Raw genomic sequence first — 15,109 nt, forward strand, 5'->3', positions numbered from 1 at the left:
AAAAAGTTATGCACCTCACATTGAAAATGAGGTACATAACGATGGTGTGAGCGCTAATCGATGGTCGCGATGACCTTGGAGGAATCCAGACGGTCACCTTCTGCGGCAAGGAGCTTGATGGTGCCGCCGCGCGGAGCCTTGATGGCCGATTCCATCTTCATGGCCTCGACGGTGGCGATGGCATCGCCCTCGGCCACGGTATCGCCGTCCGCAACGTTCCAGGCCACGAGGTTGGCCTCGAACGGGGAGGTGACCGCATTGTCATCGGTGGACTGTGCACCGGCCGAAGACGGCGCGGTGGAGGCAGAACCACCGGCCGAGCCGGCGCCCGGCGCGGCGAGGAAGTCCACGGGGACGCCGACGTTGACCAGCTTGCCGTCGATTTCTACGGCCACAGTGCGGCGCTGGGTGTAGATAGCCTCGACCTTTTCCACCTGGTTGGCGGCAGACGGGCGGTAGTTGTGATCCACCCAGTCCGTAAACACACCGATCTCGGAGGCGCCGGCGGCAGCGGCATCGTCTGCTGGGGCGGCGGTGCCGATGAGTGCAGGCTCATCCATCATGTCGCGGTGGAACGGCAGCACGGTGCGCACGCCGGTGACGGTGAACTCGCGCAGGGCAAAGCGGGCGCGGGCCAGGGCGATTTCGCGGGTCGGGCCCCACACCACCAGCTTGGCAATCAGGGAGTCATAGTACGGCGGGATGATGGAGCCAGAGCGCACAGCGGAATCAACGCGGATGCCCGGGCCGGTCGGCGGCTCGAAGGAGACGATGGTGCCGGGGCACGGGGCGAAGCCATTGAGGATGTCCTCGGCATTGATTCGGAACTCAAAAGCGTGACCGTGGGACTGCGGATCCTCATCGAAAGACAGTGGCTCGCCGGCCGCGATGCGGAACTGCTCGGCGATGATATCGGTGCCGGTGACTACCTCGGTAACTGGGTGCTCGACCTGCACACGAGTATTGACCTCGAGGAAGGAAATGGTGCCGTCCTCGGAAACGATGTATTCCACGGTGCCGGCGCCGGTGTAGCCCACCTTGGAGCAAATGGAGCGCGCGCCTTCGATGATGCCGTTGCGTTGGGCGTCGGAAAGCGCGGGCGCCGGAGCCTCCTCAATGAGCTTTTGGAAGCGGCGCTGGGTGGAGCAATCGCGGGTGCCGAGCACGCGCACATTGCCGTGCGTATCGGCCAGCACCTGGGCCTCGACGTGGCGCGGGTGGGTGAGGAACTTCTCCACGTAACACTCCGCTCGGCCGAAAGCCTCCATGGCCTCGCGCCCAGCGGAGTTGAACGCGCCCTCAATCTCTTCCATATTGTCCACGACCTTCAAGCCGCGTCCGCCGCCGCCATAAGCGGCCTTGATGGCAATGGGCAGGCCGTGCTCTTCGGCGAAGGCGCGGGCCTCCTGCCAGTCATCGATGGGATCGGAGGTACCCGGTGCCAGCGGCGCGCCAACTTCCTCGGCCACGCGGCGCGCAGCGATCTTGTCGCCGAGCAACTCGATGGACTCCGGCGACGGGCCAATCCAGATCATGCCGGCCTCGGTAACCGTGCGGGCAAAGTCGGCGTTCTCGGACAAGAAGCCGTAGCCCGGGTGGATGGCATCGGCACCGGCGCGCACCGCGATATCAAGCAGCGCGGGCACGTTCATGTAGGTATCGGCTGCGGTATTGCCCGGCAGAGCATAGGCTTCATCCGCTACCTGGGTATGCAGGGCGCCAGCGTCTGCTTCGGAATAAATGGCGATGGATTTAATGCCCAGGTCGCGGGCGACGCGGGCGATACGCACGGCAATCTCGCCGCGGTTAGCAATGAGGACGGTCTTAATCTGCATTCTGTTCTCCAGTGTTCAAGGCTTGGGGTGCTACGAGTTCAAAGTTCACGCGCGCGCCGGGTGGCAGCTGCGCGGCAATATCGATATCTTCTTCCAATACGGTGGCGATGACGGGGTAACCGCCGGTCACGGCGTGATCACGGAGGAAGACCACGGGCTTGCCATTGGGCGGAATTTGGATGGAGCCGGCGACCATGCCCTCGGAAGGGAGCTCGCCGTCCTTGACGCGTTCAATCGGTTCTTCGCCATCGAGGCGCAGACCCACGCGGTTGGAATCCGAGGTGACGGTCCATTCGGTATCCAGGAAGGCGGAAACATTATCGCCAAACCAGTCATCGCGCGGTCCGAGCACGCAGCGCAAGGTGGCGCGAGTTTTGCCGTCGGAGCTTTCGCGCACGCGCAGTGGGTTAACCAGCTGGGCGTCGGTCATGCCGGTAGAGCGCGGCAGCACGCCGATGACATCGCCGGTGGTGACCGGGTCCGGGCCCAGGCCAGAAAGGACGTCGGTGGCCGCGGAGCCGAGCTCGGATTCGGCGATGATGCCGCCGCGGATGGCCACATAATTGCGCATGCCCACCGTTGCGGGGTCTACCGTGACGGTTTGCCCGGCCGTGACCAGCACGGGGCGAGCAAGGTGAACCGGCATCTCGCCGAGGCGCACACGCGCGGTCGCGCCGGTGACGCAAATGACGGTATCGGTGAGCGCGTGGAGCTTAATGCCGCCGATATTTTCCAGCACCGTTGCCCCGCGCGGGTTGCCCACGGCCACGTTGGCGGTCGCGGCCGCGGCGCGGTCGGCAGCACCGGAGGGGGTCACGCCGAGATCGCCCACACCTGGGCGGCCCAAGTCCTGGTAGAGGGTAAGCAGGCCGGCATCGATAACCTCCATGCGCGGCAAGCGGGCAGGGGCGCGCTTCGAGCGGGCAGAGTGATCAACAAGCTCCGGCAGCTTATCCACGCTGCGATAGCGCACGCGGTCACCGGGCTGCACCAAAGCCGGCGGGTTAGCATTGGAATCCCACATCGGCGTATTGGTGGTACCCAGCAACTGCCAGCCGCCCGGGGAAACGCGCGGGTACACCGCGGAAAACTCGCCCGCGATACCTACGGCGCCGGCCGGCACCGCGGTACGGGGACTGGAGCGGCGGGGCACGGCTCGCGCCTGGGAGGGCTCCGACGGCGCACAGTAGGTAAAGCCAGGGGCAAAGCCACCGAATGCCGCGGTCCACTCGGTAGAGGTATGCCAGTTAATGAGCGCTTCGCGCGAAAGGCCCAGCAGGTCCGCGGCCTCGTCCACATCCTCGCCGTCATAGAGCACATCGATTTCTACCGTTCGGGCCTCCGCAGCCGTCGCGGCGGCAGGGGAGAAATCCTGCAGGAATTCCGCTGCATCGCGCGCCGAATCCGGCGCTTCAAACGTGAGCAGCAGGGTGGTGGCGGCCGCGATGCAGTCCACCTGATTCTTCAAAGGCTTGGCAGAAAGCGCCGCGTGCCAATCCATGACCTGGTTCAATCCATCCAGGTCAATGAGCAACGCGCGCGTGCCCACAAAATTAATGTGCATTAGATAAAGCTCCGAATCTCGATGCCTTCTTCCCGCAGGCGTTCAACCACGCCGCGCAGCAGCTTCACCGCGCCGGGCGAATCGCCGTGGGTGCATACGGATTGCGCATCCACCTCGAGCTTCGTGCCATCCACGGCCGTAATCGACCCGGTCTGCGCCACCTCAAGTACTCGCTGCACCACCTCATCGGCGCTGCCCAGCACCGCATTGGCCTCCTTGCGCGAGACCAGCGTGCCATCGGGGTTGTAGTTGCGGTCCGCAAAGGCCTCACGGATGACGGTAAGCCCGCTGCGCTTGGCGACGTCCACCGCTACACCCCCTGGCAGCAGCATCACCGGCAAGTCCCCAAAGGCCTTAATGCCCTTGATGACGGCTTCTGCCTGTGCCTCATCTTTCACGATTGCGTTATACATCGCACCGTGCGGCTTCACATAGGAGACCTTGGTGCCATTGGCACGGGCCAAAGCGTCGAGCGCGCCAATTTGGTAGGTCACCTCGTCTGCAAGCTCATCTGGGTTGTAATCGATAAAACGGCGGCCGAAACCTGCGGCGTCGTTATAACCCACGTGCGCGCCTACGGTCACGCCTGCTTCTGCTGCCGCCTTGAGCGTGCCGGCAATCGAGTGTGGGTCGCCCGCATGGAAGCCGGTAGCCACGTTTGCGGAGGACACCATTTCCAGCATCGCCGCGTCATCTGCGACCGGATTGCCCGCAGTGGTTTCTCCCAAATCCGCATTGAGATCGATATGGAGCGAGGACATTCAACACCGTCCTTAAGATTGTTGAACAATTCGAATGCCCTTTAGTGTAACCCTCGCCACTGCCATTTGTGAAGGCGGTTACGTTTCATTTACCCGCGTGCGCACCCCCACCCAGGCACGAGAAAACCGCCCCGCCCCGGGTACGAGGTCCGGGAGGAGGCGGCGTGGCCTGCTAGAGCCCAAGGGTCCGAAGGTTCTAGCTTGTGCAATCTTTAGCGGCCGTAGTTTTGGACAGCGTAGAGCTTGCCTTCAGAGTTAATGGCAACGCCGACTCCGATGGTCTTGGCGCGTGGGTCCAGCATAATCTTGCGGTGACCCGGGGATTCGTACCAAAGCTTGACCAGGAGGGCATCGGAATAGTCGCTCCACGCCTGCAGGACATTCTCGCCACCAGCTGGGATATTGGCAGGATAGTGGTTCCAGTGCTGTGGGCGGTGGCTGAGCTTATCCGCGCGCACCAGCTGGTCGGCCCAATCTTGAGCCAGCCCATTGAGTGCGGCATTAGCGCGAACCGGGCGCAGGCCGTGCGCCTGGCGGTATTCGTTGGTGTGGTTGATGATGCTCTGCACGCGATTGGAAGCCGGGGCGGCGGGCTTTGCTGCTGTGGCCGGCGCGGCGGGAAGGTTTAGCGTCGGCACCGGAAGGTTCGCGCCATTAAAGTTGCCCGAGGAACTTAGGGAGCTGGAGGCTTCAGCAGGTGCAACGAAAAATCCCACAGCGATGGCTGCTGCAAGGGCAGGGGCTACAAATTTTTTGGTGGAGAAGCGAATAGTAGGGGTGAACATGAGCGGAACCTTTCTTCTGTAACCTGGCGGAGAATCAGGCGGGAAACTGGGAGAATCAACAGAAAAATCCGTTCCCCTTTGTTGAAAAGTTAATCAATTCCAGCGGATAAAATCGACTTGAACAGCAATTATTAGAATATTTGAAGTTGATGTTCCGTATAACTAATTACTTCTTAGTTATTTCTCGAACTGAGTTAGGAAACTCCTGAAATCCCTCAGTCGGTTGCGTATTTCTCCTCCCCAACGGGGGTGGTTTCTAGTCAGTATCTTAGATTCTCGGAGAAGCAGTACGTACTTGAGTCATGAGGGTGGAGTTTTAAGTCAGGCATAGGCAAACTCGTCCGTTTCTTGGTAGAACCTATAAAGATCGTGAGATTTACTGGGTTGCTTAACCTCTACCTGTCCTTTGCTTCTATGGGTGTTGCCCGGCAGTTGTTTCTCGGCGTCGTTGTGCGCTCGGTGAACGGGGTTTAGAAAGAATAAAAAAGCGCCCGGCGATGAATCGCCGAGCGCCACATTGAGCAAAGTATTATGCCTTTGCGGGCGTTTCTGTCCCTTGAGAAGCTGGGGCAGGAGAAAGAGCCGAGGAAATGATCTCGGCTGCTTCCTTGCGGGTTTGTGCGCCATAAAGCTGGTTGCGGAAGTCTTCCTTCATAATGCTGCGCGCCAGCTTGGAGAGTAGTTTGAGGTGTTGCTTGCCGGCATTATCAGGTACAGCGATAAGGAAGGCAAGGTTAGTCGGTTCCTCGCCTTCTCCCCATGTAATACCTTCGGGTAGGCGCGCAAAGGCAAGGGTGGGCACTTTCACGCCGGCCGAGCGTGCGTGTGGAATGGCCACGCCGTGGCCTACCCCGGTAGAACGGGTTGACTCGCGCTTTAAGGCAGCCCCAGCTACCGCCTCCATATCGGACATGCGGGAGGAAGTAAGCTTCACCATGGAGCGAATGACCTCTTCGCTAGAAGAACCCAGGTCTTTATCGAGGCTAATCGTATCGACAGCAACAAGCGGCTTATCCTTGCGCTGCGTCAATCCCACTAGCAGGAGAATAAGGCCAGCACAGACAGCGATGCCGGCAAGCATGGCGATAAAGAAGCCAACGACGTTATCTACCGCGCCGAGCACCGCGACGATCGGGCCGCCGTGCATGACGTGGTCTTGTGCACCGAAAAGACCGGCGAGCGCGCCGGCTACGGCACCACCGGCAACATTGGCGGGGATGACCTGTAGTGGGCGTGCAGCCGCGAGCGGGATGGCGCCTTCGGTGATGCCGAAGAATCCCATGAACAACGCGGCGATGCCCGCATCATTTTCGGCCTTGGTAAACCAGCGGCGGCGCAGGAGCGTAGCTACGCCCACGGCGAGGGGAGGTACGGCAATCGCACATGCCGCCATGCCCATCGGCGCCGCATTGCCGGCCGCGATCATACCGCCGCCGAAGAGGAAGGCCGTTTTATTGAAGGGGCCACCCATATCGAAGGCGATCATGGCGCCCAGGATAAGGCCCAGCACGATGACGGAGGAGCCTTGCATTCCAGCGAGATAGTTGGTCATTGCCTCGAACGCGGCCGAGACCGGCGCACCAATGAGCAAGATGAAGATGAGCCCCACGATGAGCGTGGTGAAAATCGGGATAACGATGATGGGCCAAATCGGTGCGATGAACTTGTGCACCGGAATCTTCTTAATGGCAAGAGCCACATAGCCGGACAAAATACCGGTGACAATGCCGCCCAAGAATCCGGCACCTGCCTCAGAACCGTAAAGCGAGCCGGTGGTGGCGATGAGTCCGGTAATAAGGCCAGGCGCGAGGCCTGGTCGGTCCGCGATGCCTACCGCGATGTAGCCAGAGAGCACCGGAACCATCAAAGAGAACGCCAAAGCGCCGAGCTCATTGACTGTGTTCCAGAAGCTATCTTCCGGAATTGCCATGCCCTCAGGCGTGGGCGTGCCGCCGATGGACAGTGCCACCGCAATGAGCAGGCCACCGGTGACCACGAATGGGATCATGTGCGAGACGCCGTTCATCAGTGCCTTGTACAAGGTTTGGCCTACGCTATTTTTCCGAGGCGTCTCTTCCTCCGTCTTCTCGGAAGAGCCCTCCCAGCGCGAGGCACTCAAGGACCTGCTGAGCAGTTCCTTTGGGTGTTTGATGGCCTCGTCCACGCCGGTGGCCTCGAGACGCTTGCCGTGGAAGCGGTCCTTGGAAATGACCGTATCGGCACCAATGACAATGGCGTCGGCTTCGTCGATGTCTTGCTTGCTAAAGGTTCCCTCGACGCCGATGGAACCATGAGTTTCAATCTTGATGCGGTAACCCAGCTCTTGGGCTGCGGCCTCGAGGTTCTCGGCCGCCATATAGGTATGCGCGATGCCCGTCGGACACGCCGTGATGGCGAGGATGAGGGGCGATGACTCTGTAGTGCTCATGACTCTCATTAAACGGCAATCGTTTGCGTTGACACAAGAGGAGGTTGCCTACTCGATGGCCGGTACGCTGGAGGCACTCCGCTATAGAAAGGGAACGCTCGCTCGTGAGTAAAGCATCGCCGGATAATATCTTGCTCTACCTGCCGAAAAAGCAGGAAGATCAGGTGCGCGACATTTTTGCCGGTCTTGCTGAGCGCGGCTTTCCAATCCAGCAGCAACGCCCGCACATCACGATCACTTTCTCCCCGGAAATGCAGCCGGAGGTGGTGGACTTGGCGGCCCAGCTGCTGCCGGCAGTCATCCCCGCAGATTTTCGCCGGGTAGGAAACGTCATTTTTGGCACCAAGCGCAAGCAGACCGTGGCCTGGCTCCTTGAGACCACTGATGAGCTAGAAATTGCTGCGAGAAAAATCAGTGCCGCCAACCCAGACGGGCGAGGGTCGCGCTGGACCCCGCACCTGACCATGGGCTTGCGCCTGCCGCGCGAGGAGGTCCCCGGCTATATCCAAGCGATGAACGAGCTCACCTCAGCGCACTTCAAGGAACTTACCGCCGTCGAGGCTGCCTTTTGGCGGCCGCGCACGCAGGAAAAGACCCTTCTAGCAGGGACTTAGAGCAAGGCCTGCAGCGCGCGGGCAACGCGCAGGACGGTCAGGTCTTCGCCCGGCTTGCCGACGACCTGCACCGCATCACCCACTCCTTCTTCCTCTTCGCCGCGTAGCGGCACGGTAATAGCTGGCCATCCGAGCACATTGAACGGCTCGGTCCAACGCCGCAGGCTCGCGGCCGATTCTGCGGTATTGTCTGGGGTGATATCGGACCACTTGAGGGGGCCGGAGTCGAGGGTAGGGGTGAGGATAATGGAGGCGTCGCCAAGCAGAGCAAGTGCTTCCTCGCGCAGCTTCTCTACGCCCTGTGCAGCCGCGTCATAGTTTTCCTGGCTGATATCTTCTCCACCCAGAACGCGCTGCAAGATAACGTCTTGGTACTTATCGCGCTGATCCAGCAACGGCCGGTGGACGTCATAGACTTCCTTCAGGCGCATCGGCTCATAGAGCTTGGCCGTAGCGGCGATGGTTTCTTCCAAATCTACGCCCTCGCTGAGTGCAAAGTCCGAGGTTTCCAGCTTCGCCAAGAGCTCAGCAAAGCGTTCGCCTTTGGCCTTAAGCGCGGTGACATCAATAGATGAAATGTCCTGCGCCGTGGCCGGTTCCTCATCCGCAGTGGCGATAAAAGCCTGCTCAATTAGGTCAACGGAGCTGGCAAAGAAACCAATGCAATCGAAGCTGGGGGCAAAGGGGAAGACCCCTTCTACCGGAATCAGCCCGAAGGTGGGCTTAAAGCCCAAAACGCCCTGGCAGGCGGCCGGTACGCGCACCGAGCCAGCGCTATCGGAACCAACTGTCAGGTCGAGCGCACCGCACGCCACTAAAGCGGCGGACCCGGAGCTAGACCCACCGCCGCATACTTCGGGATCGCGCGGGTTGATAACGCGTCCGTACGCGGAGGCATCGCCCAAAATGCCATAGGAAAACTCCTGCAGGTTCGCCTTCGCCACCGGCAGCGCGCCCTGGGCCGTGAGACGCTGTACCACCGGCGCGTCTTTCACAGGTGTGCAGACAGCTTTGACCTTGGAGCCACAGGTGGTTGGTACGTACGCCACATCCACAATGTCCTTGAACGCCACCGGCAGCCCCTTGAGGGTCGGCGAAAGATCCACCGCGTGTTCATCAAACGGGATGATGGTAATCACCGCATTATGATTCTGCTGGGCACGGTTTAGACGATCAGAGACAGTAGGCATAAGGGGAGCTAAGTCCTTTCAGCATCGGAGACTAGCGATGCTAGCGGGGTAGATAGAGTATGCAGATGTTACTACCGTACATCAGAAACTGGTGAACAATTTTCCAAGTCTAGGCAAAACACCGCCTGCGTGGTGTCACTTAACAAAAATCCCCAGTGCATCCCACGCAAGCCAGCCTCCTTCGCGGAGAGTGAAAACCAGCTGGTTTTCTCCTTCCTTTAGGGTATCTTCGGCGAGATCAAACTCGATTGCTGCGGGGCGCAGCGGGGTCGGGTCCCCGCTGGCATCGCCTTGGCGTGATCCCTTCGTTGCGCCCTGTGGGAGCTCTACTTGTTTATGGAAGTCATTAACAGTGACGTCGAGAATGCCGCCGAGCTTGGTGGTGTCAATGAGCCATAGCGCCAGTGCCGCCTTCCCGGTGGGCTTATCCAATTTCACCGTCCACTTCAGCGTGTAGGCCTTGCTTCCCGCCCACTTATCCCCGGGGCCGGGGAGGAGATAGGGGACGTCGGCAGGCGTAGCATCCGGTCCAACAGTGATTGTCTGGTCTGGGTGCGCGGTGACGATTTTCTTGTAGTCCTTTGGAGAGTACTGAAACTCCGTGCCCTTTCGGTCAAAGGAACCAATCGTAGCTAGCGCTGTGCCAGCAGTGACCGAAGGCAGGGAGGTAAACGTCGCCTTGCCAGAAGGAGAGGACTCAGCACCGGCAGCATCAACCACCTTGACATAATAAGACCACTTTTCACCGGCAACATCGCGCCGGGAGTGGCGGAAGAAGGGAAAGATGGTCTTGCCCAACAACACGTCTACACCATTGGGATCAGTGCCAATGACGCGGTAGTGATCCAAAACGACGTCCCAGGAGGCAGGCTCCCAGGTGACGTAATTTTCCATGAGCTGCGGCTCTGCCTGAACACCGGTTGCGGCTGGCGGAGCAGCAACCGCACCAGGAGCTGGGGCAGAGGAATCCTGGTCAGAAGAACTCTTGCGGGAAGAACCGCGGCGAGAGGAAGAAGAGGAAAGCGAGCTAAAAAGTCCCATGATGAATTGTCCTTTCGGGGTTTAGAGGGAGCGCAGCGTGTGCTCGCCGGCATTGGTGCGGAAGGAGAAAGCAGTCTCACGCGGGGCGGTATCATCGCGCTCGATCCAGGGCACGACGACGAATTCGGAATCGAGGTGTTCGCGGGAAGCGCGCACCTTGATATAGCCACGACGCTTATCCATGGCCTTCACATATGGCTTTTCCAGCCACTCGGTGCTCTTGGAGCCGGCGAAGCCATCGCCATCGGAAGCAATGGAAGTAGCAACCAATTCCACGCCTACAGGCTGGCCGGATTCGGATTGGATTTCAGCAGCACAGTGCTGATGAATATCGCCGGTGAAAACAATCGGGTCGCTGACGTTGGATAGGGATTCGATAAGCTGGCGGCGCGCCGCGGGGAAGCCGTCCCACTGGTCGGTGCTATCGGCGATCGGTACGACGACAACGCTGTTGACCACCACGTTCCACTGTGCCGGGGAAGTGGCGAGCTTATCGTTGAGCCACTGCTCCTGCTCCGCGCCCAAGATGCTGGCGTCTTCTGCGGATTCTTCGCGGTATTGGCGGGTATCGACCAGATTGAAACGCATTAGCGTGCCCACGTCGAAGGAATCATAGATGCGGTTATTGGGGCCTTCGGGAAGCGCGGGCGGGGCAACCGGCAGATTCTCGTAAAAGGCACGGTAAGCAGCCGCGCGCTGGTAAAGGAAGTGCTCGGCTTTGGTGCCAATCTCGGACCAATTACCGGCGTAGTTATTTTCTACTTCGTGGTCATCCCACACAATCGCCATCGCGGCGCGTGCGTGAGCGGCCTGCAGGTGCTCATCGGACTTAAAGAGCGAGTAGCGCAGGCGATACTGTTCCAGCGTCTCCACCTTGGCCTTGAAAACATCAGGCACGCTTGCGCCTTGGCGCCAGAGATTATCGCCTTCCACAATGCCGTATTCGTAGATGTAGTCGCCCACGAAAATCGTCATATCCAGGTCCGGTTCCTGCGCAATGTGTTTCCACGGGGTGAAATAGCCGTGGTACCACGCCTGGCAGGAAGCTACGGTGAAGGTGAAATTATCCACCTTTGCGTCGGGCGCGGGCAGAGTCTTAAACCGACCTACTGGGCTCACCTTGCCATCCACGCGGAAGCGGTAAAAATACTCAGTGGCGGGCTCCAGCCCAGTTACTTGCGGGTGCACCGAGTGCGCCAGCTCGCGTTGGGCTAGTGCTTCGCCTTGCTTGACGACGTCCCCAAACCCCTCATCCTTCGCAACTTCCCACCCCACGCGAACATCGCCGTCGGTCATGCCACCGTGGCCATCCTCGGCCAGCGGTTCAGGGGCCAGGCGCGTCCACAAGATCATCGAATCGTGCCGCGGCGTGCCCGCCGCTACACCTAGGCCAAAAAGCTCCGAATCCTGCGGCAGTTCACCGCCTTGCGACGATCCCCATGAACTCAGACTCGACTGTGCACTCGCCTTGGTCGGTGCATTAATTCCCGCAGCCACTGCTGCGGCCGAAACACCAGCAATCTGCAGGAAATTACGACGATTAAAAGAAGAAAGACTTTTTGAATAAGGCATACAAAGCTCCGTTAAAAGGTCTATAAGGAACTTTTCCAGCCTAAATAGCCGCAGTGAATCGCTGGTTAATTCTGCGGCAATAGTAAGAGAACGTCAGTAACCACCTCGCTGCCATGGATCGTTCTCTCGGCAGTACTCCGGGGAGTTTGCGTTCACGCAATCCGCCCACCATTTATGTGCTCGCATGTGCTCTTCTTCCACCTCGCCGGTTCGTGTCATCGCTGCGGGCAAATCCGAATCTGAACCCCCGTTCCCGCTGCCCGCCGGGGAGGAACACTGAGATGGATCGGAGACGTAGTGATCCGTTTGCGGGCACCGGTAGGGGTACTTTGACATCTGCTCGTCGTGGAGGTTCTGACATTCTTGCGCCCAACGGATAGTTCCATCGCTGTACCAGCCGTTGGTGGTCCAGCTACCGCCGCCATAGACGCACTCGGTAAGGGTGGGTTCTGCGGTGGATTCGGCGGTGTTCGTTAGGGGAGCGTCGGCAAGCGAAGGCTCAGCTTCCGATGTCGGCTGTGGCTCCGAAGAGGTCGTTTCCGGGGCAGAACTTGTGGAACTAGAGCTGATAGTAGAACTATCGGCCGTGCTTGAGGTGCTAGGCGTCGTCGTTTCTTCCGGCTGTGACTCCGGAGAGGAACAGGAAGCTAAAGAAAGTATCACCGTTGCGACAGCGGCGATGTAGGAGAGAATCTTCATAATCTATGGATAGTAGACAATGAGAAAATAGCTGGTGGCGCTAAGTGGGGTGTCCTGCGCAACACCAAGGAAGTTGAGGCATGCTTCCCACTATGGAGCGCAGGATTCATCAACTACATTTAAAGCCATGACTTCCACCACCTCCGAGCCGCCAAAGCTCCAGCCCAGCTCCTATATTCCATTGATGTTCGCACTGCTTACGGCAGTGTTTGCCTTCCAGCTCAATGCGTCGATGCTTTCGCCTGCCTTGGCGACGATGGAGGATGAGCTGAGTGCCACCACCGCACAGATTGGCCTAACGCAGACGGCCTTCTTTACGGCCGCGGCATTGTTCTCGCTCTTCCTACCGCGCTGGGGCGACCTTATCGGTCGTAGGAAGGTCCTCGTCGGCATGATGGCGGTTGCTGCGCTGGGCTGCGTGGCTTCCGCCGTCGCGCCCAACGTCGCCGTGCTGCTCATCGGCCGCATCATCCAGGGCGTGGCCGGGCCGACCGTCCCTCTCTGCCTCATCATGCTGCGCCAGCAGGTGCTCAATGAGAAGCAATACGCACTGCTGCTGGGCATTGTGACCTCGGTAAATGGTGGTATTGCGGGCGTGGATGCCCTGGCCGGCGGCTGGCTGGCGGGCAACTTTGGCTACCGCTCGGTCTTTTGGACCATGGCAGTACTCTGTGCCATCGCGGTAGTAGCAGTGCAGGTATTTACCAAGGAATCCACGGCCACCGAAACCCCGCGCATGGACTGGGCGGGTGTGCTGCCCCTGGCCGTGGCGCTGGGTTGCGTTCTCACCGCATTCAACGAGGCCGGCAAACTTGCCGAGGCCAATTGGTTCCTCGTCATTATCCTTCTTCTTATCGGTGCCGCCGGCTTCTGGGCCTTCTGGAATGTGGAGAAGAAGGTCGCCGACCCGCTCGTGCCGGTGGCTTACCTTAAGCAGCGCCGCACCTGGGCACTGCTTTCTACCACGCTGCTTACCATGACCGGCGTCTTCGCCGTAATGAACGGCCTCATTCCGAACCTCGGCCAAGACCCAGACGCCGGCGCCGGCATTTCCGCCAGCACCATTTCCTGGGTCACCCTGACCCCGTACGCTCTCGCCGGCCTGGTCTTTGGCCCGATTGCCGGTTGGATGGCCTCCAAGCTGGGCTATAAGTACGTCCTGCAAACCGGCCTCATTGGCACCGTCGTCGGCCTGATTATTTCCATCTTCGTGGTCGGCGCCCCGAACGCATGGACCCTGCTCTTCGTCTCCATTTTCTTGGGCGTAACCTACGCCGGCATTGCCAATATCATGCTCAACGGCCTGGGCATTGTGCTTTCGCCGGCCGATAACCAGGGCTACCTGCCCGGCATGAACGCCGGCGCCTTCAACCTCGGCGCGGGTCTGTCCTTCGCCGTGTTGTTTGCGGTTTCTGGTTCCTTCGAGCACGGCTACCGCGCGGGCATGATCGCCGGCGTCATTATTCTGCTTGCGGCCCTTGCCCTGTCCTTCCTCATTCCTCGCCCGGAGTCCATCGATGACACCGTGGCGGCCGTCAACGCCCGAAAGTAGGCTCGTGGCATGACGCGAAAAATCATTCTGGACTGCGACCCCGGCCACGATGATGCAGTGGCCTTGCTTCTAGCTTTGGGCAACCCCACCATTGACTTACTGGGCATTACCACCGTTGGCGGCAATCAGACCTTGGATAAGGTCTCCCACAATGCCCTGGTGGTCAAGGAAATCGTCGGCCACCCGGAGGTTCCGGTGTACGCAGGCTGCGATCGCCCGCTCGTGCGCCCGGTCGAGGTTGCCGAGGCCATCCACGGCTCCACCGGCATGGACGTCGAGGGCGTCCAACTTCCGGAGCCAAGCACCGCGCTTGCCGACGCCCACGCTATCGACTTCATCATCGACACCGTCATGTCCCATGAGCCCGGCACCATCACCCTGGTGCCCACCGGCCCGCTTACCAATATCGCGATGGCCGCGCGCAAAGAGCCGCGCATCGTCGAGCGCGTCAAGGAAGTAGTACTCATGGGCGGTGGCTATCACGAGGGCAATTGGTCCCCAGTCGCCGAATTCAATATCAAGATCGATCCTGAGGCCGCCCACATCGTCTTCGAAGAGCCCTGGCCCGTCACCATGGTGGGCCTCGATCTCACCCACCAGGCGCTTGCCACCCCAGAGGTCGAAGCCGAGATCAAGGCGCTAAATACTCCCGTCTCGGAGTTCGTCGTGGGCCTTTTCGGTTTCTTCCGCAAGGCCTACCAGGCCAACCAGGGCTTTGATAACCCACCAGTCCACGACCCGTGCACCATCGCCTACCTCATCGATCCGGACATCGTCCAGACCCGCAAGGCCCCCGTCCACGTCGAGCTCGCTGGTGCACTGACCACCGGCATGACCGTCACCGATTTGCGCGAGCCTGCCGACGCCTCCTGCCACACCCAAGTCGCCACCACCCTCGACCACGCCGGCTTCTGGCGCCTTGTCACCGACGCCCTCAAAAACCTCGCCTAGGCCGCCTTTTTCTCGCCTCCGCCGCGCGGGAACCCAACTTTCAGCCACGTTATGGCTCCTGAACCACCAGGTTGGGGCCACAACGTGGCTGCTTTGTACTCCAATGATTCACCTCTC

12 protein-coding genes are annotated in these 15,109 nt (G+C 60.0%); 4 read left to right on the forward strand and 8 right to left on the reverse strand.

Annotated features, from left to right (window positions below; translation table 11 throughout):
* Positions 1–53: 53 nt before the first annotated feature.
* From QP884_RS08550 to QP884_RS08570, 5 genes are all read right to left on the reverse strand, one after another.
* The gene (locus tag QP884_RS08550; RefSeq protein WP_284821707.1) at positions 54–1,835 is read right to left on the reverse strand and encodes an acetyl/propionyl/methylcrotonyl-CoA carboxylase subunit alpha; all 1,782 of its coding nucleotides are present in this window, start codon (positions 1,833–1,835) and stop codon (positions 54–56) included.
* Positions 1,825–3,399, reverse strand: a complete 1,575-nt coding sequence (locus QP884_RS08555) for a 5-oxoprolinase/urea amidolyase family protein (protein ID WP_284821708.1) — start codon at positions 3,397–3,399, stop codon at positions 1,825–1,827. Before QP884_RS08555 ends, QP884_RS08550 begins: the two co-directional genes overlap by 11 nt.
* Positions 3,399–4,160: a LamB/YcsF family protein gene (locus tag QP884_RS08560; RefSeq protein WP_239234953.1), complete on the reverse strand. Its 762-nt coding sequence runs from the start codon at positions 4,158–4,160 to the stop codon at positions 3,399–3,401. Before QP884_RS08560 ends, QP884_RS08555 begins: the two co-directional genes overlap by 1 nt.
* A gap of 212 nt (positions 4,161–4,372) precedes the next feature.
* Positions 4,373–4,945, reverse strand: a complete 573-nt coding sequence (locus QP884_RS08565; protein ID WP_284821709.1) for a CAP domain-containing protein — start codon at positions 4,943–4,945, stop codon at positions 4,373–4,375.
* A 529-nt stretch (positions 4,946–5,474) separates the two neighbouring features.
* On the reverse strand, positions 5,475–7,373 hold the full coding sequence (locus tag QP884_RS08570; RefSeq protein WP_284821710.1) for a fructose-specific PTS transporter subunit EIIC: 1,899 nt from the start codon (positions 7,371–7,373) through the stop codon (positions 5,475–5,477).
* Between the two features lie 104 nt (positions 7,374–7,477).
* On the opposite strand from QP884_RS08570, the gene QP884_RS08575 reads away from it, so the two are divergent.
* Positions 7,478–7,987, forward strand: coding sequence for a 2'-5' RNA ligase family protein (locus QP884_RS08575; RefSeq protein WP_284821711.1), 510 nt, complete (start codon positions 7,478–7,480; stop codon positions 7,985–7,987).
* Here the strand turns inward: QP884_RS08575 and QP884_RS08580 are convergent.
* The 3 genes from QP884_RS08580 to QP884_RS08590 all read right to left on the reverse strand — a co-directional run bounded on the left by QP884_RS08580 (position 7,984) and on the right by QP884_RS08590 (position 11,790).
* Positions 7,984–9,177: an amidase gene (locus QP884_RS08580; protein ID WP_284821712.1), complete on the reverse strand. Its 1,194-nt coding sequence runs from the start codon at positions 9,175–9,177 to the stop codon at positions 7,984–7,986. The genes QP884_RS08575 and QP884_RS08580 overlap by 4 nt on opposite strands.
* 135 nt (positions 9,178–9,312) lie before the next feature.
* Positions 9,313–10,218, reverse strand: a complete 906-nt coding sequence (locus QP884_RS08585; RefSeq protein ID WP_284821713.1) for a polysaccharide lyase family protein — start codon at positions 10,216–10,218, stop codon at positions 9,313–9,315.
* A 21-nt stretch (positions 10,219–10,239) separates the two neighbouring features.
* On the reverse strand, positions 10,240–11,790 hold the full coding sequence (locus tag QP884_RS08590; RefSeq protein ID WP_284821714.1) for an alkaline phosphatase D family protein: 1,551 nt from the start codon (positions 11,788–11,790) through the stop codon (positions 10,240–10,242).
* A 466-nt stretch (positions 11,791–12,256) separates the two neighbouring features.
* Between QP884_RS08590 and QP884_RS08595 the strand changes: the two genes are divergently transcribed.
* The 3 genes from QP884_RS08595 to QP884_RS08605 all read left to right on the forward strand — a co-directional run bounded on the left by QP884_RS08595 (position 12,257) and on the right by QP884_RS08605 (position 14,992).
* Positions 12,257–12,475, forward strand: a complete 219-nt coding sequence (locus QP884_RS08595; protein ID WP_284821715.1) for a hypothetical protein — start codon at positions 12,257–12,259, stop codon at positions 12,473–12,475.
* Between the two features lie 141 nt (positions 12,476–12,616).
* Positions 12,617–14,041, forward strand: coding sequence for an MFS transporter (locus tag QP884_RS08600; RefSeq protein WP_239229089.1), 1,425 nt, complete (start codon positions 12,617–12,619; stop codon positions 14,039–14,041).
* Between the two features lie 9 nt (positions 14,042–14,050).
* Positions 14,051–14,992, forward strand: coding sequence for a nucleoside hydrolase (locus QP884_RS08605; protein WP_284821716.1), 942 nt, complete (start codon positions 14,051–14,053; stop codon positions 14,990–14,992).
* Positions 14,993–15,109: the final 117 nt, after the last annotated feature.

Source organism: Corynebacterium tuberculostearicum (assembly GCF_030229345.1).
In the GTDB taxonomy this organism is placed as follows: Bacteria; Actinomycetota; Actinomycetes; order Mycobacteriales; family Mycobacteriaceae; genus Corynebacterium; species Corynebacterium tuberculostearicum_G.

Coding starts and splice junctions, on each gene's coding strand:
- QP884_RS08585 (WP_284821713.1), bottom strand. CDS start 10,218: ATGGGACTTTTTAGCTCGCTTTCCTCTTCTTCCTCTCGCCGCGGTTCT.
- QP884_RS08600 (WP_239229089.1), top strand. CDS start 12,617: ATGACTTCCACCACCTCCGAGCCGCCAAAGCTCCAGCCCAGCTCCTAT.
- QP884_RS08560 (WP_239234953.1), bottom strand. CDS start 4,160: ATGTCCTCGCTCCATATCGATCTCAATGCGGATTTGGGAGAAACCACT.
- QP884_RS08565 (WP_284821709.1), bottom strand. CDS start 4,945: ATGTTCACCCCTACTATTCGCTTCTCCACCAAAAAATTTGTAGCCCCT.
- QP884_RS08555 (WP_284821708.1), bottom strand. CDS start 3,399: ATGCACATTAATTTTGTGGGCACGCGCGCGTTGCTCATTGACCTGGAT.
- QP884_RS08570 (WP_284821710.1), bottom strand. CDS start 7,373: ATGAGCACTACAGAGTCATCGCCCCTCATCCTCGCCATCACGGCGTGT.
- QP884_RS08550 (WP_284821707.1), bottom strand. CDS start 1,835: ATGCAGATTAAGACCGTCCTCATTGCTAACCGCGGCGAGATTGCCGTG.
- QP884_RS08605 (WP_284821716.1), top strand. CDS start 14,051: ATGACGCGAAAAATCATTCTGGACTGCGACCCCGGCCACGATGATGCA.
- QP884_RS08590 (WP_284821714.1), bottom strand. CDS start 11,790: ATGCCTTATTCAAAAAGTCTTTCTTCTTTTAATCGTCGTAATTTCCTG.
- QP884_RS08580 (WP_284821712.1), bottom strand. CDS start 9,177: ATGCCTACTGTCTCTGATCGTCTAAACCGTGCCCAGCAGAATCATAAT.